The organism is Bacillus sp. FSL K6-0972 (assembly GCF_037976035.1).
Classification (GTDB): Bacteria; Bacillota; Bacilli; order Bacillales; family Bacillaceae; genus Bacillus; species Bacillus haynesii.
Window position 1 is genome coordinate 3,472,496 of sequence record NZ_CP150260.1, and the last position, 24,234, is coordinate 3,496,729.

General features: G+C 45.5%; 28 protein-coding genes and 2 pseudogenes. 7 read left to right on the plus strand and 23 right to left on the minus strand.

Annotation, left to right across the window (positions count from 1 at the left end; all coding sequences use genetic code 11):
• Nucleotides 1-33: 33 nt before the first annotated feature.
• Both MKX80_RS17760 and MKX80_RS17765 read right to left on the minus strand, forming a co-directional pair.
• Nucleotides 34-1,251 (minus strand): NupC/NupG family nucleoside CNT transporter, encoded by a 1,218-nt coding sequence (locus MKX80_RS17760; RefSeq protein WP_154999156.1) that lies wholly within the window; start codon nucleotides 1,249-1,251, stop codon nucleotides 34-36.
• A 156-nt stretch (nucleotides 1,252-1,407) separates the two neighbouring features.
• Nucleotides 1,408-1,644 carry a YuzB family protein gene (locus tag MKX80_RS17765; RefSeq protein WP_003184941.1) on the minus strand — a complete coding sequence of 79 codons (237 nt, stop codon included), beginning with the start codon at nucleotides 1,642-1,644 and terminating at the stop codon, nucleotides 1,408-1,410.
• 271 nt (nucleotides 1,645-1,915) lie between these two features.
• On the opposite strand from MKX80_RS17765, the gene MKX80_RS17770 reads away from it, so the two are divergent.
• Complete coding sequence (locus tag MKX80_RS17770; protein ID WP_154999155.1) at nucleotides 1,916-2,983, plus strand: NAD(P)/FAD-dependent oxidoreductase; 1,068 nt, start codon at nucleotides 1,916-1,918, stop codon at nucleotides 2,981-2,983.
• Nucleotides 2,984-3,348: 365 nt separating this feature from the next.
• Here MKX80_RS17770 and MKX80_RS17775 read toward each other — a convergent pair whose 3' ends face one another.
• Complete coding sequence (locus MKX80_RS17775; RefSeq protein WP_154999154.1) at nucleotides 3,349-3,624, minus strand: LCI fold-containing protein; 276 nt, start codon at nucleotides 3,622-3,624, stop codon at nucleotides 3,349-3,351.
• A 224-nt stretch (nucleotides 3,625-3,848) separates the two neighbouring features.
• Between MKX80_RS17775 and MKX80_RS17780 the strand changes: the two genes are divergently transcribed.
• On the plus strand, nucleotides 3,849-4,241 hold the full coding sequence (locus MKX80_RS17780) for an immunity 50 family protein (RefSeq protein WP_154999153.1): 393 nt from the start codon (nucleotides 3,849-3,851) through the stop codon (nucleotides 4,239-4,241).
• Between the two features lie 64 nt (nucleotides 4,242-4,305).
• Here the strand turns inward: MKX80_RS17780 and MKX80_RS17785 are convergent.
• From MKX80_RS17785 to MKX80_RS17800, 4 genes and pseudogenes are all read right to left on the minus strand, one after another.
• Nucleotides 4,306-4,377 (minus strand): annotated as a pseudogene (locus tag MKX80_RS17785) (peptidoglycan-binding protein); the annotation flags it as partial.
• Nucleotides 4,378-4,421: 44 nt separating this feature from the next.
• The gene (locus MKX80_RS17790) at nucleotides 4,422-4,793 is read right to left on the minus strand and encodes an iron chaperone (protein ID WP_154999152.1); all 372 of its coding nucleotides are present in this window, start codon (nucleotides 4,791-4,793) and stop codon (nucleotides 4,422-4,424) included.
• 312 nt (nucleotides 4,794-5,105) lie between these two features.
• Nucleotides 5,106-5,288 (minus strand): hypothetical protein, encoded by a 183-nt coding sequence (locus MKX80_RS17795; RefSeq protein WP_234113263.1) that lies wholly within the window; start codon nucleotides 5,286-5,288, stop codon nucleotides 5,106-5,108.
• 5 nt (nucleotides 5,289-5,293) lie between these two features.
• The gene (locus tag MKX80_RS17800; RefSeq protein WP_176276382.1) at nucleotides 5,294-6,400 is read right to left on the minus strand and encodes a Rap family tetratricopeptide repeat protein; all 1,107 of its coding nucleotides are present in this window, start codon (nucleotides 6,398-6,400) and stop codon (nucleotides 5,294-5,296) included.
• Between the two features lie 275 nt (nucleotides 6,401-6,675).
• Here MKX80_RS17800 and MKX80_RS17805 point away from each other — a divergent pair, with 275 nt between their 5' ends.
• Nucleotides 6,676-7,176: a phenolic acid decarboxylase gene (locus MKX80_RS17805; RefSeq protein ID WP_009329528.1), complete on the plus strand. Its 501-nt coding sequence runs from the start codon at nucleotides 6,676-6,678 to the stop codon at nucleotides 7,174-7,176.
• A gap of 19 nt (nucleotides 7,177-7,195) precedes the next feature.
• On the opposite strand, the gene MKX80_RS17810 is transcribed toward MKX80_RS17805, so the two are convergent.
• Both MKX80_RS17810 and MKX80_RS17815 read right to left on the minus strand, forming a co-directional pair.
• Nucleotides 7,196-7,462 carry a hypothetical protein gene (locus tag MKX80_RS17810; RefSeq protein ID WP_154999149.1) on the minus strand — a complete coding sequence of 89 codons (267 nt, stop codon included), beginning with the start codon at nucleotides 7,460-7,462 and terminating at the stop codon, nucleotides 7,196-7,198.
• Between the two features lie 113 nt (nucleotides 7,463-7,575).
• Nucleotides 7,576-7,902 carry a YuzD family protein gene (locus MKX80_RS17815; RefSeq protein WP_154999148.1) on the minus strand — a complete coding sequence of 109 codons (327 nt, stop codon included), beginning with the start codon at nucleotides 7,900-7,902 and terminating at the stop codon, nucleotides 7,576-7,578.
• Nucleotides 7,903-8,035: 133 nt separating this feature from the next.
• Between MKX80_RS17815 and MKX80_RS17820 the strand changes: the two are divergent.
• A pseudogene (locus MKX80_RS17820) lies at nucleotides 8,036-8,334 on the plus strand (NifU family protein).
• Nucleotides 8,335-8,370: 36 nt separating this feature from the next.
• Here MKX80_RS17820 and MKX80_RS17825 read toward each other — a convergent pair.
• From MKX80_RS17825 to yutH, 6 genes are all read right to left on the minus strand, one after another.
• Nucleotides 8,371-10,332, minus strand: coding sequence for a S9 family peptidase (locus MKX80_RS17825; protein ID WP_268342879.1), 1,962 nt, complete (start codon nucleotides 10,330-10,332; stop codon nucleotides 8,371-8,373).
• Between the two features lie 107 nt (nucleotides 10,333-10,439).
• Complete coding sequence (thrB, locus tag MKX80_RS17830; RefSeq protein WP_154999146.1) at nucleotides 10,440-11,360, minus strand: homoserine kinase; 921 nt, start codon at nucleotides 11,358-11,360, stop codon at nucleotides 10,440-10,442.
• A complete protein-coding gene (gene thrC, locus MKX80_RS17835; RefSeq protein WP_268342880.1) occupies nucleotides 11,357-12,415 on the minus strand; it encodes a threonine synthase in 1,059 nt (352 codons plus the stop codon). Before thrC ends, thrB begins: the two co-directional genes overlap by 4 nt.
• On the minus strand, nucleotides 12,415-13,716 hold the full coding sequence (locus MKX80_RS17840; protein ID WP_268310703.1) for a homoserine dehydrogenase: 1,302 nt from the start codon (nucleotides 13,714-13,716) through the stop codon (nucleotides 12,415-12,417). The genes thrC and MKX80_RS17840 overlap by 1 nt, the downstream gene beginning before the upstream one ends.
• Nucleotides 13,717-13,950: 234 nt before the next feature.
• Nucleotides 13,951-14,913, minus strand: a complete 963-nt coding sequence (locus MKX80_RS17845; RefSeq protein WP_182070122.1) for a D-glycerate dehydrogenase — start codon at nucleotides 14,911-14,913, stop codon at nucleotides 13,951-13,953.
• 91 nt (nucleotides 14,914-15,004) lie between these two features.
• Complete coding sequence (gene yutH, locus MKX80_RS17850; protein WP_182070121.1) at nucleotides 15,005-16,015, minus strand: spore coat putative kinase YutH; 1,011 nt, start codon at nucleotides 16,013-16,015, stop codon at nucleotides 15,005-15,007.
• Between the two features lie 144 nt (nucleotides 16,016-16,159).
• Here yutH and MKX80_RS17855 point away from each other — a divergent pair, with 144 nt between their 5' ends.
• Nucleotides 16,160-16,660 carry a phosphatidylglycerophosphatase A gene (locus MKX80_RS17855; RefSeq protein ID WP_154999211.1) on the plus strand — a complete coding sequence of 167 codons (501 nt, stop codon included), beginning with the start codon at nucleotides 16,160-16,162 and terminating at the stop codon, nucleotides 16,658-16,660.
• A 46-nt stretch (nucleotides 16,661-16,706) separates the two neighbouring features.
• On the opposite strand, the gene MKX80_RS17860 is transcribed toward MKX80_RS17855, so the two are convergent.
• The 3 genes from MKX80_RS17860 to MKX80_RS17870 are packed head-to-tail and all read right to left on the minus strand — an operon-like array spanning nucleotide 16,707 to nucleotide 18,240.
• Entirely contained in the window at nucleotides 16,707-17,477 is a 771-nt protein-coding gene (locus tag MKX80_RS17860; protein WP_268323778.1) for a TIGR01457 family HAD-type hydrolase, read from the minus strand.
• A 19-nt stretch (nucleotides 17,478-17,496) separates the two neighbouring features.
• The gene (locus MKX80_RS17865; RefSeq protein WP_035339277.1) at nucleotides 17,497-17,937 is read right to left on the minus strand and encodes a DUF86 domain-containing protein; all 441 of its coding nucleotides are present in this window, start codon (nucleotides 17,935-17,937) and stop codon (nucleotides 17,497-17,499) included.
• Nucleotides 17,938-17,964: 27 nt separating this feature from the next.
• On the minus strand, nucleotides 17,965-18,240 hold the full coding sequence (locus MKX80_RS17870; RefSeq protein ID WP_026588639.1) for a YutD family protein: 276 nt from the start codon (nucleotides 18,238-18,240) through the stop codon (nucleotides 17,965-17,967).
• 103 nt (nucleotides 18,241-18,343) lie between these two features.
• Here MKX80_RS17870 and MKX80_RS17875 point away from each other — a divergent pair, with 103 nt between their 5' ends.
• Nucleotides 18,344-18,961 (plus strand): YhcN/YlaJ family sporulation lipoprotein, encoded by a 618-nt coding sequence (locus MKX80_RS17875; RefSeq protein WP_154999141.1) that lies wholly within the window; start codon nucleotides 18,344-18,346, stop codon nucleotides 18,959-18,961.
• A 53-nt stretch (nucleotides 18,962-19,014) separates the two neighbouring features.
• Here MKX80_RS17875 and lipA read toward each other — a convergent pair whose 3' ends face one another.
• Nucleotides 19,015-19,926: a lipoyl synthase gene (gene lipA / locus MKX80_RS17880; protein WP_268315892.1), complete on the minus strand. Its 912-nt coding sequence runs from the start codon at nucleotides 19,924-19,926 to the stop codon at nucleotides 19,015-19,017.
• A 236-nt stretch (nucleotides 19,927-20,162) separates the two neighbouring features.
• Here lipA and MKX80_RS17885 point away from each other — a divergent pair, with 236 nt between their 5' ends.
• Nucleotides 20,163-21,143, plus strand: coding sequence for a M23 family metallopeptidase (locus tag MKX80_RS17885; RefSeq protein ID WP_154999140.1), 981 nt, complete (start codon nucleotides 20,163-20,165; stop codon nucleotides 21,141-21,143).
• A 46-nt stretch (nucleotides 21,144-21,189) separates the two neighbouring features.
• Here MKX80_RS17885 and MKX80_RS17890 read toward each other — a convergent pair whose 3' ends face one another.
• The 4 genes from MKX80_RS17890 to MKX80_RS17905 all read right to left on the minus strand — a co-directional run bounded on the left by MKX80_RS17890 (nucleotide 21,190) and on the right by MKX80_RS17905 (nucleotide 24,162).
• The gene (locus MKX80_RS17890) at nucleotides 21,190-21,303 is read right to left on the minus strand and encodes a methionine/alanine import family NSS transporter small subunit (protein WP_003184985.1); all 114 of its coding nucleotides are present in this window, start codon (nucleotides 21,301-21,303) and stop codon (nucleotides 21,190-21,192) included.
• Entirely contained in the window at nucleotides 21,300-22,829 is a 1,530-nt protein-coding gene (locus tag MKX80_RS17895) for a sodium-dependent transporter (protein WP_154999139.1), read from the minus strand. The genes MKX80_RS17890 and MKX80_RS17895 overlap by 4 nt, the downstream gene beginning before the upstream one ends.
• A 186-nt stretch (nucleotides 22,830-23,015) precedes the next feature.
• Nucleotides 23,016-23,789 (minus strand): sporulation protein YunB, encoded by a 774-nt coding sequence (gene yunB / locus MKX80_RS17900; RefSeq protein WP_154999138.1) that lies wholly within the window; start codon nucleotides 23,787-23,789, stop codon nucleotides 23,016-23,018.
• A 67-nt stretch (nucleotides 23,790-23,856) separates the two neighbouring features.
• The gene (locus tag MKX80_RS17905; RefSeq protein WP_154999137.1) at nucleotides 23,857-24,162 is read right to left on the minus strand and encodes a DUF1805 domain-containing protein; all 306 of its coding nucleotides are present in this window, start codon (nucleotides 24,160-24,162) and stop codon (nucleotides 23,857-23,859) included.
• Nucleotides 24,163-24,234: the final 72 nt, after the last annotated feature.

The following is a 24,234-nucleotide window of genomic DNA, read 5'->3' on the forward strand; positions in this document are numbered from 1 at the left end:
CCCTGCGTTCATTTGCAGGGAGCTTTTATCATGTTATCCGATAAACATACCGGCGATCGCCGCGCTTGTAAGGTTGGCCAGTGTTCCGGCAGCAACGGCTTTCAAGCCGAGACGGGCGATATCGGAACGGCGGCTCGGCGCCATTCCTCCCAATCCTCCGAGTAAAATCGCCACAGAAGACAAGTTTGCGAAACCGCACAGCGCAAAGCTGATAATCGAAGCGGTTTTGACGGAAAGCTGATCAAACATCGGAGCAAAATTGGAATAAGCGACAAATTCATTCAACACGAGCTTTTGCCCGATAAAGCTTCCGGCCTGGACCGCCTCATCCCATGGCACGCCGATGACAAAGGCGAGCGGTGCAAATACATAGCCGAGAATGAATTCGAGCGAAAGGTCTTTAAAGCCGAACCATCCGCCGATTCCTCCAAGAATTCCGTTTAAGACAGCAATCAAAGCAACGAATGCAAGCAACATCGCGCCGACATTCAAAGCAAGAGAGAGACCCGTTGATGCCCCTTTTGCCGCGGCATCGATAACATTTGCTGCGTCTTCGTCTTCAGCCATTTGAATATCTTTTTCTTCAATTTTCGGTTTTTCCGTTTCGGGAATGAGCATTTTTGCCATAATCAAGCCCGCAGGTGCGGCCATAAAGCTCGCTGCCAGCAAATATTCGAGAGGAACCCCGAGAAGGGCGTAACCGAACAAAACAGAACCGGCCACTGATGCGAGTCCGCCTGTCATAACAGCAAACAGCTCCGACTTTGTTAAGTTTGCGATAAACGGCTTAATCACAAGCGGCGCCTCAGTTTGTCCGACAAAGATATTGGCAGCTGCAGAAAGGGATTCCGTTTTGCTTGTTCCGAGCAGTTTTGCCAATCCGCCTCCGATAAAACGGATGATGATTTGCATGATGCCTAAGTGGTAAAGAACCGCAATCAGCGATGAAAAGAAGATGATAACAGGAAGAACGCTTAAAGCAAAGGCAGCACTGTCGCCTACTTGCAAGAGAGGCCCGAAGAGAAAGCTGATCCCTTCATTCGCATAATTGACGAGATGCTGAACGGCTTTCGTAAACGAAAGAAACAATTCCCGCCCCGTTTCCCATTTGAGAACGATGAATCCGAACAGGAGCTGGATCGCCAAACCGATTAAAATCGTTCTTATGTTAATTTTGCTCTTGTGCTCAGAAAGTAGAAAAGCAATCGCGAAAATCGCCAGAATACCAAGAAGTCCCCATAAAATGTTCATGACCACACCTCTTATTATTTTTTAAACTTTTATTAAGATAACAATTAATGATTGGCCTGTCCACAAAAATTTTTACGAATTTTTTCTCTTTTTATGTAAACCCTTTCAAACAAAGGCTTTGCATGAAAAAACGAGATCACCAAGATGACCCCGTTTTTAAATAAGTTCATTTTCATCAATGAACTTGTATATATTTTCGACCAATTCAGCCGGATTATTCGCTGTCACCATTTCTCCGTTTACAAGAGCATACATGGTCTGCATACATTGTCCGCAGTAACTCAGGCAGCCGTATTCGACGACGTCCAGATTCGGATCTTTTTCCAATATTTCTTTTGCTTCCTGAGAACCTTGGGCAAGATTGCTGACGCAAAACTCAACGATTGGAAACACTTTTTTTCACCTCACATCGCTTTTTTATCGTACCCTATTTACGTTTCAATAGTCAAAGTTTAAGGCTGGGGAATAAAGCTTTTGTAACATATTAATGCTTTAAAGGGTTTTACTAATTATCGATTCAAGGCAGATAGGTAGGTTATTTTCCCGAGAAATATTGTGATTCTACATCAAATTAGATATAATTCTAGAGGGTATTTACATAGTATTTTATTTTTGCAGTTTAAAAGGTGAGTTTCTTAATCTGAGGGGAAAAGGGGAATTACCAATGAGAAATTTAGTCTTGCTCGGCGGCGGGTACGGAAATATGCGCATCATTCATCGTTTGTTGCCTAATCAGCTGCCAGATGATGTGATGATCACTTTAATCGACAGAAACCCTTACCATTGTTTGAAAACGGAGTACTACGCACTGGCTGCGGGGACGATTTCAGATCATCATATCAGAGTGTCCTTCCCGGATCACCCGAAGTTAAAGATTGAATACGGGACGATTTCGTCTGTTGATTTGGAAGGGAAAAAGGTTTTGTTTCATGACAGGGAGCCGATATCTTATGATGACGCCGTCATCGGACTCGGCTGTGAAGACAAATATCACAACGTTCCCGGGGCGCCTGAACATACCTACAGCATTCAGACAATTGATCAATCACGCAGCACGTACCAGGCGCTTAACAACTTAAATGCGGAAGCCACCGTTGCGATCGTCGGGGCAGGACTGAGCGGCGTTGAGCTTGCGAGCGAGCTGAGGGAAAGCCGAAAGGATTTGAACATCATCCTTTTTGACCGGGGAGAATTAATTTTGTCGAGCTTCCCGAAGCGTTTGAGCAAATATGTTCAAAGCTGGTTTGAAGAGCACGGCGTCAAGATTATCAACTGCGCCAATATTACAAAGGTGGAAGAAGGCATCGTCTACAATCATGACGACCCGATTCAAGCCGATGCCATCGTCTGGACAGCGGGGATACAGCCGAATCAAGTCGTTCGGGATCTCGATGTGGAAAAAGATCCGCAAGGGCGCGTCGTCCTGACGCCGCACCATAACCTGCCGGGAGACGAACACGTTTATGTTGTCGGTGACTGTGCAAGCCTGCCTCACGCGCCGAGCGCACAGCTGGCCGAAGCCCAGGCGGAACAAATCGTCCAAGTGCTTGAACTGCGCTGGAAAGGCGAACCTCTTCCTGAAACGATGCCAAAATTCAAGCTGAAAGGCGTCCTCGGTTCACTCGGCAAAAAAGCCGGGTTCGGTTTAGTTGCCGAACGGCCGTTGATCGGCAGAGTGCCTCGCTTGCTGAAATCCGGCTTGCTTTGGATGTATAAGCATCATAACGGGTAGGGTTTCGCAGGGTTTCGCAGGGTTTCGCGGATGTTCGTGAAACCCTGATATATTAAGGTTTTTTACATATTAAGTTTTAAAAAAACTGCCTCATTTCGAAAAGTAACGTTTTTTTCGTTAGGCAGTTGTTAGGTTTTTTACTCTCAGAAAAGCAGGTATTATGCCTGCTTTTTTATATTAACAGTTTTGCGGGATGCGCTTTCCCTAGACCGAAAATAGAGTAACAATTCATGAGTTCCTATTTGGGTTATTTCTCATTGAGAAAGTATTCCTTCGATCAGCAAAATGAGTCTTGAATTCAAAAAACTTGCAGAGAATTTTTTCTCTGCAAGCCAAAATAGAAGCATAAGCTCTCTTTTTTCTTCTTAGTTCGCCCTTTCATAAACGCCGATCCAAATACCTCTGCTGTCATCATAATATCTATGCTTAAAAATCCACCTTTTTCCATCTTGGGTGAATTCAGCAGCAAAAACCCCGTTTGGACTTTGTACAAGCTTAATTTCTTGAATACTAAAATCTTTTGATGATACAGCGTGCTCAGCAGAAGCAGACTCAGACGGTGATTGAGCAAAAGCAGGGGCGGCAGAAAGGAGCATCGCTAAAGACAGAGCAGAACCAGTAATCATTCTTTTCAACTTCATTTTAAAACACATCCTTTTTGGTTTTTTGTTGCATTATACTTCTTAGGCAAAAAACCAATAAATTCCTGCTAAAAAGTAATTTTTTTGAATTTTTATTTAATGTTTGACAAAGTATTTGTAGTCAAAATCAGCTGTCCAATGAGAAATCTGATGACCTCTAAATGAAGAAGACCATTATTATTTTGATAAAAAAAACCAAAAATAAAAATAAGGAGACTTAAAATATGATTAGTCAATTAAAATTTATGAATCCTCAAGCCATTGCCAATATATTTGGTGATATGCCTAATTTTATCGATTCTGAATTAATGGATGTGGAACTCAGAAGAGACGGCCCTTGTTTATTTGTTAGACTCATGACAAAAAAGGATGTTGTGAATAAACCTAAACGTTGGAACAAGTGGGATGTAGTTTATATAGAAATCTCCTTTATAGCTGTGCGGAATTTAACCATAAAAGGGTTAGGCACGAGTAATATTATTAATCAATTTGAAATAAATGAGGATGAAGAAGAAGGATCATTGAAGATTAAATGCAGTAATCAAATGGAAATTGAATGTTTGTTTGAATGGGCGAGAATTGAAAGCATTTCGCCTGGTTTAATTGGTATGTCTTAAAAAATAGAAAGGCCCTCTTCATAGAGGGCCTTCGTTGTTATTTTAATAGCGTCTCAATTTTTGCTTAGTTTTTGGACCGTAAAATGCCGTCGGCAGACAGCCCGTGCATCAGCTGGAACCGTCTGACCGCATTCGCCATCGTCGCTCCTTTAGGAGAGAATGCCCCTTATTTTCGGCTTTTTATTTCCGCCAAAAAGTTGAACAGTCTGCCTTATCCTCAATATTAAACTCGATCATTTTCTGAATTAATGAAAAATCAACCGGACGATCCCACCGGAAACGAACAAGCTGCTTCGTATGATCATAGCCGGCCTGCACGATTTCTTCAGAAAACCGATCAATTCCGGCACTTTCAGGAGCAACAGCCAGGTGATTTTTCGCTACGCTAAAGCCGATAATAAATGTGCCGTGATCGGTAAACATAGGCTGATTCCAGGCGATTTTCGGCGTTAAATTTGGAAATGTCTCCGCTACCCACCCCAACACTTCTTCCATCCGGGCCCGATGTTCTGGATGATCAATTCCGGCTAAATATTCTTTAAAAACTTCCATGTTGCTCCCTCCTAAATAAAAATTTTCCTCTGCATCTTATCGAGAAGCATGCCTCACATTGGCGTTAAGACTATTATAAGGATTTATAGAATGACAAGCACCATAAATCAAGCAGATTTTTCAAAAGAGTTCAACCAAAAAAGCCCACCCTTCCCCGGTGAGCACCATTCCTGTCATTTGTTTCACTATTGTATTCCACAAGCGATTTGCAGGGACGCCGAGAGTATTTTGCAGCTTATGTTCAAAAAAAGCGCCGCTAGCGGCGCTTTTTGAGAGCTTGTCCGGTGACAAGCAGGGTTATGCGGTGTTTTGTCAGGCGGCTGGCGATTTTCCGTCAAAGCTGTCGAGAAAAATCGCTCTGCCCGCCATCAGCTGGGCCGGCTTATCGTCAAGAAAAATGGCGCGACCGGCAAACTCGGCATCTCCCTTTGGCTGAGACGAAAAACTTAAAACGACAAGGCTGGCAAAGACGGCAGTCAACGCAACGGCGATCATCTTTTTCACTTTAACTCCTCCGTTCTTTTAAGAATTTGGTCTCTTGCATGATGAGATTCTTCAAAATATTCGGCAGCTTTGTCTGCATCTCCATTTTCTTTATAGTAAAGTGCGATATCAAATGTTAATTCCGCTACATCCGTCCAGAGATTGATCGTTTTAAGATATTCTAAAGCATGTTCAACCGTAAGTGGGTTTTGTTCATCATACAGAGCATGAATAAGTTTAAATTTCGACAAATATTCCCTTTCTCCTGCTTTTTCCGCACGGAAAAATCCTTTTTCATACAATTTGCGGGCTTCTTTGACAACATTTGATTTGTACAGCACATGTGTCAATTCAAACATGGAGTGAATGCCGTAAACCGATTCTTCATGCTCTTTGATAAGCAGCGCTTCTTTGAAATGATGTTCGGCCAAGGTGAGGAGATTGCGATTGACATAGCTCAATCCTAAGTTGTGGTGAGCCATGCCGAGAAGAACATGATGCTTGATCAGTGCCGCGTCTTTAAGGGCTTGCTTGTAATGCTGTTCGGCTTCATCAAAACGAAATAAATCGAGTTTATTTGCTCCGATCAGCATATCGTTGCTGATCGCTTTTTGAATGTAATCATCATGTGCTTTGAAGGTTTTTAGAGCTGTTTTCGCATGGTTTAAGGAGAGGAAATTTTGTTTGATTTGGTAGTAGGCGATAGCCAGTTTGTAATGGAATTCGGCGATTTCGATTTGATCGGGGATTGTCCTGAGCTTTTCCTCGGCTAATTTATAATAATTGATTGCATTTGTATAATCCTTCTTATGAAACTCGTACATGCCTGCGAAAAAGAAATAATAGTATTCGATCATGTCATCTGTGCTTTGCATATCTGCTTTTTGCTCCTGAATATCCTCGAACAGTTTGTTGGAAGCGGCAAACTCCTCTGTCAACAGCTTGTGCCGATAGTCTAACAGATTAAAATAAAGAAGCAGATCTTGATTTTCTTCCATATTCGGCAACCGGTGCTCAATGTCGTATTTAATCGAGACCGCTTGTGCAACTTCGTGACGTTTGATCATGACATACCATTGATTAAGCATTCCCGCGACTTCCTCATACGCAATTTTTGTCTTCAATCGTTTATCCTTCCTTTCTTCCCATCTCATTTCCTTTTTATGGGTTGTTTTTCATTTTACAGAATCGCTTATTTTTTGACAATCATTTTTCTAAATATTGGCATAATTTCCTAAGATAACTCAAAATTCTGACATTAATCGTAACAATCTTCTGTATTTATGCAAATCTCTCAGGAAGTATTTTCGTTTGACATCGTTTTTGAAGACATTTTATAATTATATATGTAAACATCAACATGTTTCTATTTACAATAAACAAATAAGGAGCGGTTCATATGAATCAAGATGTCAAAGAGTTTGTAGGAAGCCATATGATCTATACGTATGAAAACGGATGGGAATATGAAATCTACATTAAAAATGACCATACCATCGATTACCGCATTCACAGCGGAATGGTTGGGGGACGCTGGGTTCGCGATCAAAAAGCCGATATCGTCAAGCTGACTGAAGGCGTCTATAAAGTCTCATGGACAGAACCGACAGGGACTGACGTTTCCTTGAACTTCATGCCGAATGAAAAGCGGATGCACGGCATCATCTTCTTCCCTAAATGGGTTCATGAACGCCCTGATATCACAGTCTGCTATCAAAATGACCACATCGACTTAATGGAGGAATCGCGCGAAAAATATGAAACGTATCCAAAATATGTCGTACCGGAATTCGCCGATATCACATTCATTGAAAATGCCGGAATCGATAATGAGGATCTGATTTCAAAAGCGCCTTATCCTGGAATGACGGATGACATCAGGGCCGGAAAAAGAGTATAAAAGGGGAAAAAGTCTCTTCTTAATGATATAGTGACTGGACTTTTGTTAAGTCATGCAGCAGCGCTTTTATATCATCTTGCGATAAAGGCACAAGCATTTGGTCGTAAAGGGTGATGATCTGTCCACTCTCGTCGTGCTCATGCTGCCTTAAATATTGCTGCAAAGCCCTGAGCTGGCTTTCTTTCAGACTGGTCTGCGTTTGAAACTGCTTGATTTTCTTTAATGAAAAAACATTCATTTCGTCATCAAAATCGCCTGACATGATTTGTCCTTCAATGCTGGACATGCTTGCTATCCCTCCTAATTGATGATCCGGCTGATAGTTAGTCTGTCCGGTTTAAGAAAAGTACAATCATAAAAAATAAAACAGCAAGGGACATGTGTGTCCCTTGCTGTTTATCATGCAGGCTTATATCCTTGCTTTTCCATTTCTTTATACACGTCTTTCAGCTTCGGATTTCCTTCGCCGACCACTTGATCACCGACCATGACAAGCGGATAAAAATATTCGTCGTTCAGGATTTTTTCGGTGATTTCCTGTTTTTTAGGGTCATTTTCCGGCGGCTGATGGATATCAATGTACGTGATTGAGAAAGGCTGGTCTGGATATTTTCTTTTCAGGGCGGCTTCGAGCCACTCATACGTTTCTTTTGATGACGGAAGGTTCACACAGCTTGGACAAAGAACGTCGGCACCGTAAACAAAAAGTTCGGCTTGTTTTTTCATCTGCAGCAGCTCCTTTCTCTTTATTTTTATTTTATTCTATTTTGTCCCTCTGCTCCATATTGAAATGAAAATCGTTTTTTGTCTTTGCCGGCAAATATGATATAATATGTGGGAAAACGATTGAAACCAAACAATAGCTTTTTATTGTTCGACTGAATATAATGGTTGTATGATTTGAAAGGAGCGATACGAATGACGACAGAGGTCGAAATGAAAGAACAAGTACAGGAAGTGCTGGACAAACTTCGTCCATTTTTACTCCGTGACGGCGGTGACTGTGAACTCGTCGATGTTGAAGACGGCATCGTTAAGCTTCGCCTGCTCGGCGCATGCGGAAGCTGCCCAAGTTCCACCATCACTCTTAAAGCTGGAATTGAACGCGCCCTTTTAGAAGAAGTTCCGGGCGTCATTGAAGTAGAGCAAGTATTTTAATTTGAGAAGGCTGCCGTAACGGCAGCCTTTTCTTTTTTATAAATACGCTTCAAACCAGCCTGCAATATACTCAAGCCGCCTGATCCGCTGCTTCGGATGCCCGCTTCTTGATAAATCGTGTGTCGCATTCGGGAATCTGACGAGTTTTACTTCTTTCCCCATTTTTTTCAGCGCCGTAAACAGCTGTTCCGCCTGTTCAATCGGACACCTGTCGTCCCGTTCGCCATGCAGGATGAGAAGAGGGGTCTCTACCTTGTCCGCATATTTGAGCGGCGAATGCTCCCAGAGTTTGCCCGGATTTTCAAAAAGATCCGCACCGATCTGCCAGTCTGTGAAAAAATAGCCGATGTCGCTTACCCCGTAAAAACTGATCCAGTTGGAAATGGACCTTTGCGTCACCGCGGCCTTAAAGCGCTTCGTGTGGCCGACAGCCCAGTTTGTCATAAAGCCGCCGTAGCTTCCTCCTGTGATTCCGAGCCTTTCTTGATCGATGAAATCATATTGTTCAAGCACGTGGTCAACTGCAGCCATTACATCCTCAAAATCTCCCCCGCCGTAGTCGCCTCTCACCCGGTTGACAAAATCCTGTCCGTAGCCGTGGCTTCCCCGCGGATTGACATATACGACGGCGCTTCCCTTTGCGGCCAGCACTTGAAATTCGTGAAAATAAGCATTCGCATACATGGCGTGAGGACCGCCGTGCACTTCCAGAATAAGCGGATACGTGTTTCCTTTCTCATATTGGGCGGGCTTTATCAGCCACCCGTGAACTGTCAGACCGTCCGCTGTCTGAAATTGAAGTTCCTCCGGTTCCGATATGATATGTTCTTCTGTAAACGCTTGGTTGGCATCTGTTAATCGCTCCGCTTTTTCTTCACCCAATGGGAGATCGTAAAGTTCGCTCGGCCGGACGGGCAGGGCGATGGATGCCGCAAAGCCTTTTTCATCCGGATGGAGGCTGAATCCGTTCAGATGCTCTTTTTCCAACCGGACCGGATAAGCAAGACCTTCGATTGATATGTAGTAAATGCCTGTCGAACCTTGGTCAGATCCGATGACATAAAAGCCGTTTCCGTCTTTGGTCCAGGCCGGTTTCGGAAGAACGCCTCCGACAAGGCTGTCTCCTGCCACCGCATCGCTGAGATGGATGTCAAGCATTTCCGACAGACACGTTAGTTTTCCTGTTTCGATATCATACAGCCATGCTTTATCAAGCGTGGCGTTTTGAAATTCCTTTTCGTTTCCGATAAATGCAAGGTGTTTGCCGTCGGGAGAAAACGATAGTGAAGAAAAAATGCCATTTTGGCCTGTGAGGCGCTTCACATCACCTGTCGAAAGGTTCATCAAGTAGACATCGTTCACACGCATATCCGTCTGATTTGCGCAAAATGCAATCCTGCCTCCGCACGGTGAAAATGCGTGGCTGAAATGGTCGCGTTCAAGATCGGTCAGCTGTTTCATTTCCCCGGTTTCCACTTGTACGAGGAAAAGCTGCGTATATTTTCCCCTTTTAAACCCTTGGCCGTCTGCTTTATATGATAAAGAATCGACTTCCAGCGGTTCGTGATCTTCAACCTCCGTTTTCTTCTCATCGTCGATGCTTTCCTCTTTCGTCAGCCTCACTGAACAAAGCAATGACTTGCCGTCAGGCGACCATTCAGGCTGTGATACATCATAGGGAATATCGGTCACTTTCCTCGCTTCTCCCCCGGCGGCGCTTATCACGTAAATTTGTGTGGTTTCCTCGCGATTGGACGTAAATGCAAGGTATTTGCCGTCGGGCGACCAGCGCGGATGCTGGTTTCTTCCTTTTTCAAACGTCCATTGCACTGACGCTTGTTTTTTGCGGTCGTAAATCATGATATGCGAATCATATGAGTCCTGTTTTTCGTTTACTTTTGTTTGGACGTAGGCGATTTTTGCACCGTCAGGCGAGTACTGGGGATCGGTAATGGATACAAGCTTGATGAGGTCTTTTTCGGTTATCAGCTGCTTCATGTTCGTTTCTCCTCCTCATGTACGTTTGTCATACTACTTCGACTTCCTAAATAAAAATCCTTGTTTTGAAGGCAAACAAAAAAAGAGCCGAAAAAGCTCTTTTTTCGTTAAACACTGTTTACTGATTTTCTTTCAACGATAATGCCTGTATCCGGGACATGAAGGCAGTCGACCTCACAGTGAGGAAACTTGGAAGCAAGCTGCTCTCTCAGCGCCTCTCCTTTTCCTTTTTCAATAAAGGAAAGGATCGTCGGGCCCGCTCCGCTTAAAGCCGTCCCGAACGCGCCGTTTTGGCCTGCTTCATGCTCCACTTTCGAAAGCTCAGGGACGAGCGCCCTTCGGTAAGGCTGATGAAAAAGGTCTTTTTGCATCATGCGGCCGACAAGCTTCCAATCTTTTGCCATCAGTCCGGCGACGAGCATATTGCTGACCGCGCTTGCTTTCACTGCTTTCGGATAAGAAAGGCTTTCGGGAAGAACATCCCGCGCATCTTTTGTCAGCACTTCATAGAAAGGAATGACGACGACGACATCCAAATCGATGTCTTTCATAGAAACCATCTCTGTTTCATCTTCTTCATGAAGTCCGATGACAAGCCCGCCGAAAAGCGATGCTCCGGCATTGTCAGGGTGGCCTTCTTCAAGGCTCGCAAAATGGAGTTTCTCGCGGTCTGAGAGCCTCAAATCGGCAAGTTCGTTCGCCAGCTCAATCGCAGCGGCAATTGCGGCTGCGCTGCTGCCGAGACCGCGCGCCAGTGGAATATCGCTCCACACTTTGACAAGGCTTGGCGGAAGTTCTTTTCCGAAGTGTGCGGCGGTCCGTTTGGCCACCTGATAAATTAAATTGTCCGTTCCTTCAGGTATTTCCGCTACGACTTCTGTTTCAGCTTCAAAACGCCACTCATCATAAGGAAAAACAGACAGTCTTAAATAGCGGGATAGCGCCATGCCGACTGAATCGAAGCCCGGGCCCAGATTGGCCGTGCTTCCGGGAACCGTAACGGAAAACAGCATGTCAGCCTCAGTCATACACGAGCGGCTCCTTTTAAGTGTTCGAGAATGGCTTCTTCATTTGTCGGCAGTGTGACAGGTTTGATCTGCGACACATCAACGGCTGTGTTCGGATCTTTCAGGCCGTTTCCGGTTAAGACGGCAACAACTTTCGCACCCGGCTGAATCTCTTTCGTTTGCAGCTGTTTCAGCACGCCGGCAATGGATGCGCACGATCCAGGTTCTGCAAATACGCCTTCTTCTCTTGCCAGAAGCTGATAAGCGTGCAGAATCTCCTCGTCTGACACTTCATCGATTTTTCCGTTCGATTCTTTTGCAGCATTGACCGCTTTATCCCAGCTTGCCGGATTTCCGATTCTGATCGCTGTCGCTACGGTTTCCGGCTTTTCAATTACTTTGTTTTTGACAATCGGGGCCGCTCCTTCCGCCTGAAACCCCCTCATAACCGGCAAGCCTGTGCCGTTTTTCTCATGATACTCTTTAAAGCCTTTCCAGTAAGCCGTAATATTTCCGGCATTCCCGACAGGAATCGCAAGGATGTCAGGCGATTCGCCCAGCTGTTCACAAATTTCAAAGGAAGCGGTTTTCTGTCCTTCAATCCGGTAAGGATTCACAGAGTTGACGAGCGCAATCGGCTCTTTCTCGCAAATGCTGCGCACCATTTTCAAGGCATCGTCGAAGTTTCCGTCGATCGCAATGATTTCGGCGCCGTACATGACGGCTTGGGCCAATTTTCCGAAGGCGATTTTGCCGTCTGGAATAATGACGATGCACTTCATGTTGGCGCGGGCCGCATAAGCCGCAGCCGCAGCCGACGTATTGCCGGTTGAAGCGCACATGATCGTGTCATTGCCTTCTTCTTTCGCCTTGGCGACCGCCATGACCATCCCGCGGTCTTTAAAGGAGCCTGTAGGGTTGACACCCTCCGTTTTGACATAAAGCTCAATTCCGAGCTTTTTCGAAAGGTTTTGCAGATAAATGAGCGGGGTATTTCCTTCGTTCAGCGTCAATTCCGGTGTTTTATCCGTTACTGGCAAATATTCCTTATATTGATGGATGAGTCCTTTCCACATTAGCTCCAACCGTTCCCTTCTACTCGATAAGTGCTTTTCACCTGATGAACAACCTCAAGATCGTTCAGCTTTTGCAAGATGTCCGTAAAATCCTCTTCTGACGTATGATGTGTCACAATGACGATCTCAGCCAGGTCATCATGGCCTTTAATCGGGAGTTGCAGGATTTTTTCAAAGCTGACGCCTCTTTCTGAAAATATCGAAGTGATTTTTGAAAACGAACCGACCTGGTCTTTGACATGAATTCTTAAAAACTGCTGGGCAAAGATTTCAGACGGCGCCTTTATCTTCTTTTCAAACTGCGGATCGACAAAGCTGCTGCCGTTCACGCCGAGACGCATGTTTTTCATGACGGAGACCAAGTCTGATACGACGGCGGTCGCAGTCGGCATGCTTCCTGCGCCAGGACCGTAAAACATCGTTTCCCCGACGGCTTCGCCGTATACGTAAACCGCATTGAATTCATTATGGACAGAAGACAGCGGATGATGCTCCGGCAGCAATGTCGGCTGGACGCTCACTTCGACTTTTTGTCCGTCGCGCTGGGCGATGCCGATCAGCTTCATCGTATAGCCGAGCCGTTTGCTGAAATTAATGTCTTCATCAGATACCTGGGAAATGCCTTTCACTTTGACATCGTCAAGATCGACATTCATTGAGAAACCGAGCCTGGCCAAAATCGCCATCTTTCTCGCCGCATCAAGACCTTCAACATCAGATGTCGGGTCCGCTTCGGCGAAGCCGAGCTCCTGCGCTTCTTTCAGCACCTCTGCATAAGGCGCGTTTTCTTTGTTCATCTTCGTTAAAATGAAGTTGGTCGTTCCATTGACGATGCCCATCATCTTCGTAATCCGGTCTGAAGCCAGCCCGTCTTCCAAGCTTCGCAAAATCGGAATCCCGCCGGCGACGCTCGCTTCAAAATAAAGGTCGCAGCCGTTTTCTTTCGCGGCAGCCGTCAGTTCCGATCCATAGAGGGCGATCAAATCTTTATTCGCTGTCACGACGTGTTTTTTCGCCTGAAGCGCGTCAAGCAAATAGCGTCTCGTCTCCTCGATCCCCCCGATGACCTCGATGATGACATCCACTTCTGGATCTTGAATGACATCATAAGCTTCTGTCGTCAGAACGTCTTTGGAAAGCTCGACATCCCTCTTCTTATCTTTATCTTTAACAAGAACTTTTTGAATCGTAACAGGGCATCCGACTTGGTGTGTCAGCTTATCCTGGTGATCCTGAATAATCTTAACCACACCGCTCCCGACTGTTCCTAATCCTAGCAGCCCCACTCGTATCGCCTTCAATGAAATTCCACCTTTCTCTCTCTTGTCCGTCCTCTCCGAAAGGACATTTGTAAACACAACGCAGACATTTAAGTTACAAACATTATAATGGGGGATTCTTTTTTTGACAAGATGACATTTGTTGAAAAACAAATCATGAAAACGCTTTAGTTATTGATACAATAAGATTCTATATATTCAGAAATATTTTTGTAAGAAAATCTCCCGACCCGCTCAGGCCGGCCGGAAGAAACGTCAAATCTCGGTCTTTGCCGGCTTCCCTCCCAGGACAAGCGCAATATTTTCCGCACAAAGCCTCATCATAGCTTCTCTCGTTTCGACAGTGGCGCTGCCGATGTGAGGCAGTGCAGTCACTTGCGGCAGACTGGCGAGCGGGTGATCCTTTTGCACAGGTTCTTCCGCAAAGACGTCGAGTCCTGCGCCGGCAATATCTTTTTCGACCAGCGCTTCATATAAATCGTCTTCATTGACAACCTGTCCTCTTGAGACGTTGATAAAAATAGCAGAGCACTTCATCTTTTTAAAAGCGCTGCGGTTAAACAGATGCTTCGTTTCATGAGTCAGAGGTGTCAGGCAGACAACAAAATCCGCCTGTTCAAGCAGTTCGCCAAAGGAAAGATAGGATGCGCCCAGTTCGGCTTCTGCCTCGGGATTGCGGGTGCGGTTATGATATAAAATTTTCATGTCAAAGCCTTTCGCCCGCCGGGCGACGGCTTGTCCGATACTCCCCATCCCGACGATGCCGATCGTTTTATGATGGACATCCGCACCGGCCAAAAGCAGCGGCCCCCAGCCCGTCCACTTGCCATGTCTAATCCAGTCGCTTGCTTCGACGATTCTGCGGGCGGACGCCATCAGCAGAGCAAACGTCAAATCTGCCGTTGACTCTGTCAGCACGCCGGGCGTGTTGCAGCAGATGACGCGATGCTTTTTCGCAGCCTCCACATCGATGTTGTCATAGCCTACCGCCAAGTTGGCCACCACTTTTAAATGTGGCGCGCCTTTTAAAAGCTCCTCATCAACAGTGTCGGAAAGCATCGTCAACAGTCCGTGCGCCTTTTTTGCTTTTTCCGTCAGGATGGCGCGCGGGCACGGTTCTTCTTCCTTTTCCCACATCTCAATATGGGCCTCTTCTTTTAACGCAGAAAGCTGTTCTTCAGGTAATTTTCTCGTCACATATACAAACGGTTTGTCCATGCTGCCTCGTTCCTTTCTAAGAGTAGCTTCCTATCTAAGCATATCGAAAAAATCCGGAAATGTTAATATGAAGAAAAGAACACCGCGGCGCCTATGGTGTCCTTTTCAGCCAATTGACAGGCGGCATGCTCATCAATCCTGGAGATCTCATGCCCGCCATTTCTTGAAAGCCGTTCAGGAATTGCTCATATGCCGGCGCCTGAGACAATAAATGGTCGAGTCTGCTTTCAAAATAATGGTGCTCTGATTCAGGAGAAATATAGTACCCTTCAACCGTCTCAAAATAGTGGAGCGGAAACAGCAGCCTGCTGTACATCAGCCGCTTAGAAAATGAAGAAAGCGGTGCGGCTTGTTCGTATTGCTGAAGAAACAATGCGATTTCATTGAGGCTTTTCCTTTCGTGAAACAAGCTTCTGGCGTATTCCGCAAGATCCCTGGCTGCATGATCAAACACCCATTCCATCGGGATTTGAATTAGCGGCTCGCGCCTTAAAGCCTCGCAGGTGAGCCGCTGCTGGCAAATCGTTCCGGAGTCAGCGGCCTGCGGCTGATCATCCAATTCGGTATCGGCTAAATATTGAATCGCATTTTCGGTTAAACCGAGATAATAAGGAAACGATTCGATAAATTGTTTTTCAAAAGGCTGAAGCTGTCTTGCCTGCGTTTTTTGAATCCAGAATTGTTCCAGCTGGTCGAGCCGTTTCCCCCAAAGGTCTTTCCACTGCCCGATCCGCGAGGTTTCTTTTACCTCGTAAGGGTATCCTCTTCCCTTATGATGAAATTCGGCCAGCTCCGCCCCAAATGAAACAGACCTGTTTGTCATGCGGGGAGCAGCTTGAAGAAGCACATATGAGACACCATTCTCCGCAAACGTCATCTCCCCGTCCTTTGTCAATATAAAAGATGAAACGTATGGGTCGCGCTGTTCTTGCAAATACTGACTCATACTAAACAATTCCGCCAGCTCATCCTGACTCAAGTGGGAAACAGGGACGATCAAAAACATCGAACTCGGAGTATGAAAAGCCTGATAAGACAAGTACGATGTAAGATCGCGAATGTAGATGCCGAATTTTTCTTTGATCAGTTCCTTCACGGACATCACTTCCTGAAAAATTTTTCTCCTTCTACACATCGTAATCATGAAGGAATTCGATTATGAATCGATCTGGAAAAAGAGTTCTAAAATCGTTACATTTTTAAGGTTGTTTGTATACACTAAGTAAAAAAAGATTGGGTGAAAATGATGCCGGAAAACAACAGCATGCATCAAATCGAAACAGCAGCAAAAGAATGGCTTGAGAAACGGGGCGTCAAGATTTCGGAAATTGCCGATCTTGTCTACGTACTGCAGAAGAAATATCATCCAAACTTGACAAAAGAAGAATGTGAAGAGAATGTCAACCGGGTCATGAAAAAACGTGAAGTTCAAAACGCCGTGCTCACAGGGATTCAATTGGATATGCTGGGTGAGCAAAAAAAGCTCATGGAACCGCTCCAAACCTTAATCGAGACAGATGAAAGCCTGTACGGCGTCGATGAAATCTTATCCTTCTCCATTGTGAATTTGTATGGATCAATTGGTTATACAAATTATGGATATATTGATAAAATCAAACCGGGGGTGCTTGCACGTTTAAACGATAAATCAACAGGCGAATGCCACACATTTTTGGATGATATCGTCGGAGCGATTGCGGCAGCCGCATCCAGCAGACTGGCGCATCGAGCAAAAGATGCGGAATAAGCCATTAAAAAACACTTGTCTATAAAAGACAAGTGTTTTTTTGCGTTTAGATGCGATCCATCCAGTCTGTCAGTGAATCAATGACATATGTCGGCTTTTCCTGATAGGCTTCAAGGTGTTCTTTTTTGGTCACACCCGTATGAACGAGAAGCGTATCTATCCCGGAATTCATTCCCGCCATAATATCCGTATCATAATTGTCTCCGACCATCAGCGTTTCACTGATATCTGTGCCGAGCACCTTCATCGCCTGCTCCATGATGATCGGCTCCGGCTTGCCGATAAAAATAGGTTCTGTGCGCGTGGAAACGGTTAATACTGACGTAAGAGAACCATTGCCTGGCAAGAGCCCTCTTTCTGTAGGAATGGCGATATCGCCGTTAGTCGAGATGAATGTGGCGCCGTTGCGGATGGCAAGGCACCCGACGGCAAGCTTTTCATATGTAATGCCGCGGTCGATGCCGACGACGACAAAGTCGGCGTCTTCTCCGCCGAACGCCAGTCCTTTTTCCTCAATGGCCTGACGGATGCCTTCTTCACCGATCACATATACTGAAGCATCTGGTTTTTGTTCGGCGATAAAATTGGCGGTCGCCATGCTGGTTGTGAATACCTGGCTCTCTTCGGCCGGAATATCGAATGAAACAAGCTTGTCCGCCACCTGCTTCGGCGTACGCGAGGAGTTGTTCGTGACGAACAGGTACGGGATGTTCCGGTCTTTCAGCTTCCTTACGAATTCGCATGCTTCTTCGATTTTTTCCGTCCCTTTGTACATTGTTCCATCCAGATCAATTAAGTATCCTTTGTATGTTTTCATGTTGTACACTCCAGTTCGTTTAGTGCGGTTTGAATGCGGATACCGGACCGAGTTCATGGTTTAAATAATCGCGGATTCGCGCCGGAAATTTCTCAAGCGTTTCCGCATGCCTGCTGAGCAGCTCGTCCAATTCTTCATGGTTGACATTCAGGTAGTCTTGAACCAATGTCTTCCGATAGGCGATCAAATGTTTCAGACTGTCGCCTTCCGCTTGGCTGACAACCTTTTCATCGGTCAGTATATCCATAATGTCGTCATAGCTTCCAGGATCTCTCATAATAAAGCCGTCAATCATATCGTTCCCGATATCCAATATACATTCGATCAGCGTGTGGCCGATTCGTTCGAGCGCTTTTTTTTCGACGTCGGAAGTCCATTCCTCCTGCGTTTGATAGAGCCGAAGCTCCTCTTCCAGGAAGTTCAGCGTGTTTTCGATTTTGTGTCGATCGACAAAATACATCATCAGAGCATCCCCTTTTATGATCGCTTATTTTCGCATACGTTTTAAAACAAAGTAGGCACATCCGAAATTGCAGTACTCGTAAATATATTCATCAAGCGTGCTGATCTTCGTATCAAATGTGGCCTTTTGATTTTGATCGTCAAAAAAGCCTTTCAGTCTCAGCTGGCTGTATCCCCAATCCCCGACGATGTAGTCATATTTATTTAAAATGTCGGAGTATCTGGCTTTAAACGCTTCTTCGTTAAAACCGTTTTTCACATCTTTGACGACTTCAAATGCAGCGTTCTGAACGACAATCATTCTTTTCACCTCTTTTATATGATAATTCAAACCCGAGCCGCCATCAATTGCTAAGAATAAATCCTCCCCGTTGGAAAAGCTATAAATGAGGAGGAAAAGCAAAATGAATAAAAAAATTCTTTTAGCCGGGCTGCTCACGGTGCCTTTAGCAGGATGCCAGACGGCCTTAAACGATACCGAACACAATATATATGACGAAGACGGAAATACCGTTCACGTTGCGGACAAGAACCCTCAATATCATGAAAAGTTCAGAAATGACAACCGAAAAGGCAGATTTGGATATGCGCGCCATCAGGCAACACCAGTCGCAAACAAGGAAGAAATGCAGGCGCCCCAAATCGACCGGGAAGAAATGGCACATATTATATCTAGTTTAACGGTTCAGCTTCCCAATATTCAAGATGCGTCAGCACTTGTGACAGACGAAGAAGCGCTTGTCGTGTACAAAACGGACTCCGGGCAGCGCGAACAGACGGCTGATCAAGTCAAAAAGACGGCGGCATCCGTCATTCCGAGATATTACCACATCTATATTTCCGATGACCCGAACATGATGCAATCCGTCGCCAACTTCAGCCGGCTTGGAGCCAATTCAAGAAACGTCGATCAGCTGATGGCCGATACGATTAAGGAAATGCAAAAATCGCCGCAAGGCAAAACAACGACAGGTACAGATGAAAACGGCCTTGACGGAAAAGGAAAAGCGACCGAATCCTGACCTGAAAATAAGAAAAACGCCAGCGCAAATGGCTGGCGTTTTTTCATCCAATGTTATGCCTGCGCCTGGCGTTTTTTAGACGCTTCATTCACCTGTTCATCGGCATGGTATGAAGAGCGGACGAGCGGCCCTGCTTCACAGTGGCTGAAGCCTTTTTCCATGGCGATTTCTTTCAGCTCGGCAAACTCGTCAGGATGGTAATATTTCTGTACTTTAATATGTTTTTTGGACGGCTGCAGATACTGGCCGATTGCCATGATGTCGACGTTGTTCGCAAGAAGGTCGTCCATTGTTTCGATGATTTCATCTTTTGTTTCGCCGAGGCCGATCATAATGCTGGATTTCGTCGGGATGTCCGGCTGCATCTCTTTGGCGCGGCGCAAAAATTCCAATGATCTTTCGTATGTAGCTCTCGCACGGACTCTCGGCGTCAGGCGGCGGACCGTTTCAATATTATGGTTTAAAATGTCCGGACGCGTATCCATCAGCGTTTTCAAATTATTATAGTCTCCGCCCATGTCAGACGGGAGAACTTCAATTGTTGTAAATGGACTTTTTCTCCGGACGGCGCGTACGGTTTCAGCGAATACCCCCGCTCCTCCGTCTTTTAAATCGTCACGGGCAACGGCTGTAATGACCGCGTGTTTCAGGTTCATGATGCTCACAGAATCTGCGACTCTTTCCGGCTCATTCAAGTCAAGTTCTGTCGGCAGCCCCGTCTTCACCGCACAGAAGCGGCAGGCTCTCGTACAGACAGATCCGAGAATCATAAAGGTCGCGGTACGTCTGACGGCCCAGCATTCGTGGATGTTCGGACATTTCGCCTCTTCGCAGACCGTATGGAGGTTGTTTTCCCGCATTAATTTTTTTAAGCCCGTATAGTTTTCATTTGTGTTCAGCTTGATTTTAAGCCAGTCGGGCTTTCTTAGGTGCTCGTCTTTCTTTGCCAATTCCATCATCTCCATTGTGGATTGTAGTCATGTTCAATACGAAATTTGTGACATAGCGCCGGATGTGTCCCCCTGCTTTGGAACCGCTTAAATAAAAAATCTAAATCTTCATCTTAAGTCACTTTAACATAGTACAGATTTGTGAACAAGAGCTTGATTAGACAAGATGGAATTTCTAACATTTTCTTATTATCGATTTCTGCAGATGTCATAAACTAACCGTATTCAAACTGAAAGGAGCTAAGGACACCGTGAAAGCTGTATTATCCGTTCTCATCCTCCTTTTGCTCATATTGCAGCCGTGCGCTCTTGCAAAGGAGAAAAAAGAGCCCGATCTGCAAAAGAGAATGGCCCTTTATCATAAAACCGAAGCTGCAACCCATATTCCTTGGTATGTTTTCGCGGCTGTCGACCAATACGAAATCAATATCCGCAAAAACCGCAAGGACTTGCCGAAGCAAAAAGGGCACATCGGGATATATATTCCACAAAGCGTGTGGAGCGGACCTGAAAACCCCAACCCAAAAGATACATCGCCGCTCAGCATCAAGGTTTTTGACGGAATTGGAATGGACGGAAACGGAGACGGATTGGCGGAATCGGATCAGGATGAAGACGTCCTTTATACGTTTGGACAATACTTGTTGACATACGGAAGGGACATTGAAAATATCCGCATCGGCCTGTGGGAGTTTTATGAAAGGGATCAGACGGTCGGCATCATATCAGGATTTATCAGGCTTTTTCAAAAATACGGCCATATTGATTTGGGCAAGCACGCCTTTCCTCTTCCCGTAAGATCAGATTACAGCTATAGAAGCACATGGGGAGATGCCCGCGGATTCGGAGGCAGGCGCATTCATGAAGGGACGGATTTGTTCGCCCATTACGGCCTCCCCGTCCGGTCGACATGCTACGGCATTGTTGAAATGAAAGGCTGGAACCGTTTCGGCGGATGGCGGATCGGAATCAGAGACATCAACAATACGTACCATTATTTTGCCCATTTGAACGGATTCACAAAAGGCTTGAAAGTAGGAGAAATCGTCGAGCCCGGCCAGGTGATCGGCTCGGTCGGAGCGACGGGATACGGGCCGCCGGGAACATCGGGAAAATTCCCGCCCCATCTTCACTACGGCATGTATAAAGACAACGGTAGAACCGAGTGGTCTTTTGACCCTTATCCTCATTTAAGGGCATGGGAACGGAAGGAACTTCGAAAGAAAAAATAAAAGACATCCCTATTTCAAAAGAATAGGGATGTCTTTTTTTCAGAGGTTAACCGGCTTGGCTTTTCTTGCTTTTCACAACCGCATTGATGATGCTTGCGGCCAAGCCTCCCCAAATGATGACGATGCCGATCACCATCATTGCTATAGATGCGCCGTTCATGAGGAAACCTCCTTGTCATGTTGAAATGGCGTATATTTCAGCCCGTTCTTCCATTTTGAAAGCGAAAGGATAAATCCGGCTGCGATCGCTCCAACAGCGACGCACCATCCCCATTTGAGGAGGAATTCTACCGGCAGATCACCGTAGGCTGTTGTGATATTCGTCTTGATATTATCAAACATCATATACCCCAGAACAATCGGCGTGACGACGCTCAGGCAGATTCTCCACCAGGCGCCGAGCTGAATGTCGGAAACCGAATTGGCGTGAGCCTGCAGAGCTTTCAGCTCTTTCGCAAACCATGCAATCGCAACGACTTCGATCAATCCGGCAAGAGCCACTCCGAAATTGTTGATAAAGTAATCGGCCGCATCGAGAAAGAACAGCCCGCCTTTCGTCGCAAATACGAGCGAACACAATGCAGCAGCCCCTCCGCCGACCAGGACGGCTTTCCGCCGCGGAACGTTGAATTTATCCTGAATCGCGGCAACATATGTTTCAGAGATAGAAATGAGAGACGACAGACCAGCCAAAACAAGCGAGCCAAAGAATAAAAATCCGAAAAGCGCATTAAACGCTGGAAACTCATTGATAATCTGCGGAAAGACGACGAACGCCAAACCGATTCCGGAAGAGACGACTTCTTTGACTGGAACACCTTGCTGCGCTGCCATAAAGCCCAGCGCACTGAATACCCCAATCCCGGCCAGCAGTTCGAACGACGAGTTCCCGAAGCCGGTGATGAACGCATTGTTTGTAATATCGGATTTTTTCGGCAAATAGCTGGAATACGTAATCATGATGGCAAACGCAATCGACAGACTGAAGAAAATTTGACCGTATGCCGCAACCCAAACTTTGCCATTTGTAATCTGGCTCCAATCAGGCGTGAAAAACGCATTCAGCCCTTGGGCAGCTCCATCAAGTGTAATCGAATAAATGACGATGATTAAAAATAAGACCACGAGCAGCGGAATGAAAATACGGTTCGCAATTTCGATTCCTTTTTTGACTCCGGCAAATAAAATGCCTAAGGAAACAATCCAGACAATCGCGAGCGGAATCAGGACGCCCGGCACGAAGCCGCCGAATTGGCCTATGGCTCCTCCTCCAATATCAATTCTGTTTAAATATTCATTCATCAGGAAATTTTCTGTATTTTTACCCCATCCTAAATTGAAAGAAAAGACAGTGTAAGAAATGGCCCATGCCACGATAACGGCATAATACGTCGAGATGACAAAAGAGATTGCGACCTGCCACCAGCCGATCCACTCCTTCCCTTTCCCCATCCGGGCATAGGACAGCGGGGCTGAGCCTCTGTATTTATGACCGATTGTAAATTCCATGATGAGAAGAGGAATTCCTGCTGTCAAGAGTGCGAACAAATATGGCAGAAAGAACGCGCCTCCTCCGTTTTCATAAGCTACAGCTGGGAACCTCCAAATATTCCCCAAACCGATCGCAGAACCGACAGCTGCTAAAATAAAACCCGCTCTTGTTCCCCATTGCGGACGATTATCCATAAGCTTCCTCCTTTACCTTTTCGAAACATCTGAAAACAGTGAATTTTCTAATAATTATTATTATTGAATAGTATATACAGTCTTTTTGCCTAAGTCAAAGTATTTTTTTAAGAAAATAGACGCATGCCGTTTCTAGGCCATGAAAAAAAGCATTCTGCCTGATGTTTGCAGAACGCCTGGAAATCATTATTCATTTTGTTCCTTTTTTTGCTCTGTTTTTTCATCCTTTGAAGGGATTTGAATCGATGGCGACGTCTGGCTGCCGCTGCCGCTGTAGAAGTCGGGTACTTCTCCGTGCACGGCTTGAATCGTTGCCGGGATCGTATTTTTGACAACCGCCGTTTTTGTCGCAAACGGTATGACGACACGGACCTTGACTTCGACAAGAATCCCGATATTAATTAATGCATTATTAATTCCGTACGGCTCCACGCTTTTCTTGAAATCTGTAAAAACATCTCCTACAACATTAAAGCGCACCGGGATTTTCGGCCCGAGGTTTCCAAGCAGGGAATTTCCCGTTGTCTGGCCGAGAGGAATTTGATAAATCACGCCGTCACTCTTGTCTTCCGGCGTTTTCGCAGAAGAATTAAATTCTTCTGTTTCCGTTACTTTCAAGTTTTCATGCAGCCGTTTCGTAATCTTGGTTTGCATATCGCGAACAACATGGGAATTGAAATTGATCGTTGTCACTTTCCCGTTTTCATTTGTCTTCATTTCGACCATGTTTTGCACATTTTCATCTTGGTTCATATAATCCTCGACAGCTTCCTGGATGACGTGGGTCGCAATCCGGTTCGTTTCCATTTCAGCGATGTTCAGAAGCGTCGGTTTGATGGATGAGTTGATAATCAACAGGCTGATGGCCGTTGAAAAAATAAAAAATACAAACGAAAGCAGCATGACATATCGAAAAGGCAAAGGTCCTCTTTTTGACAGAGGGCCGCGAAGTCTTCGCAAGCAAAATCCCCCCTTACATCACAAGTGTATGCTTGTAAGAGGGGATATACGATTCAATCAGACAACTTTATTTCACCATTTTTAAAAGGGCATCTTTTCCGCTCATTCCGGGATGGATGCCGAGCTCTCTGGCCGCATCGGTTACAGATTCGAGCGGGGCTTCGAGAAGCTGATCGATCGTCCGCACACCGACGGCTCTGGCGGCGACAATTTTCCGGTCTTTTAATTTATCATTCAGCAGGGCGACATCAAGCGCTCCGCACATAATATATCCATGGTCATTGGTTACCGCCATAAAGTTCGTTTTCGGCAGTTTGACCGTTACAGCCGTAAACGGCTGATCTTCTATCATAATCGGAGTTAAATTTACCATCGCTATCCCTCCTTTACCATTAATGTATGATAAAGTGAGAGACATGTTCCGGTTTGCCCCGAATCTTAGAGA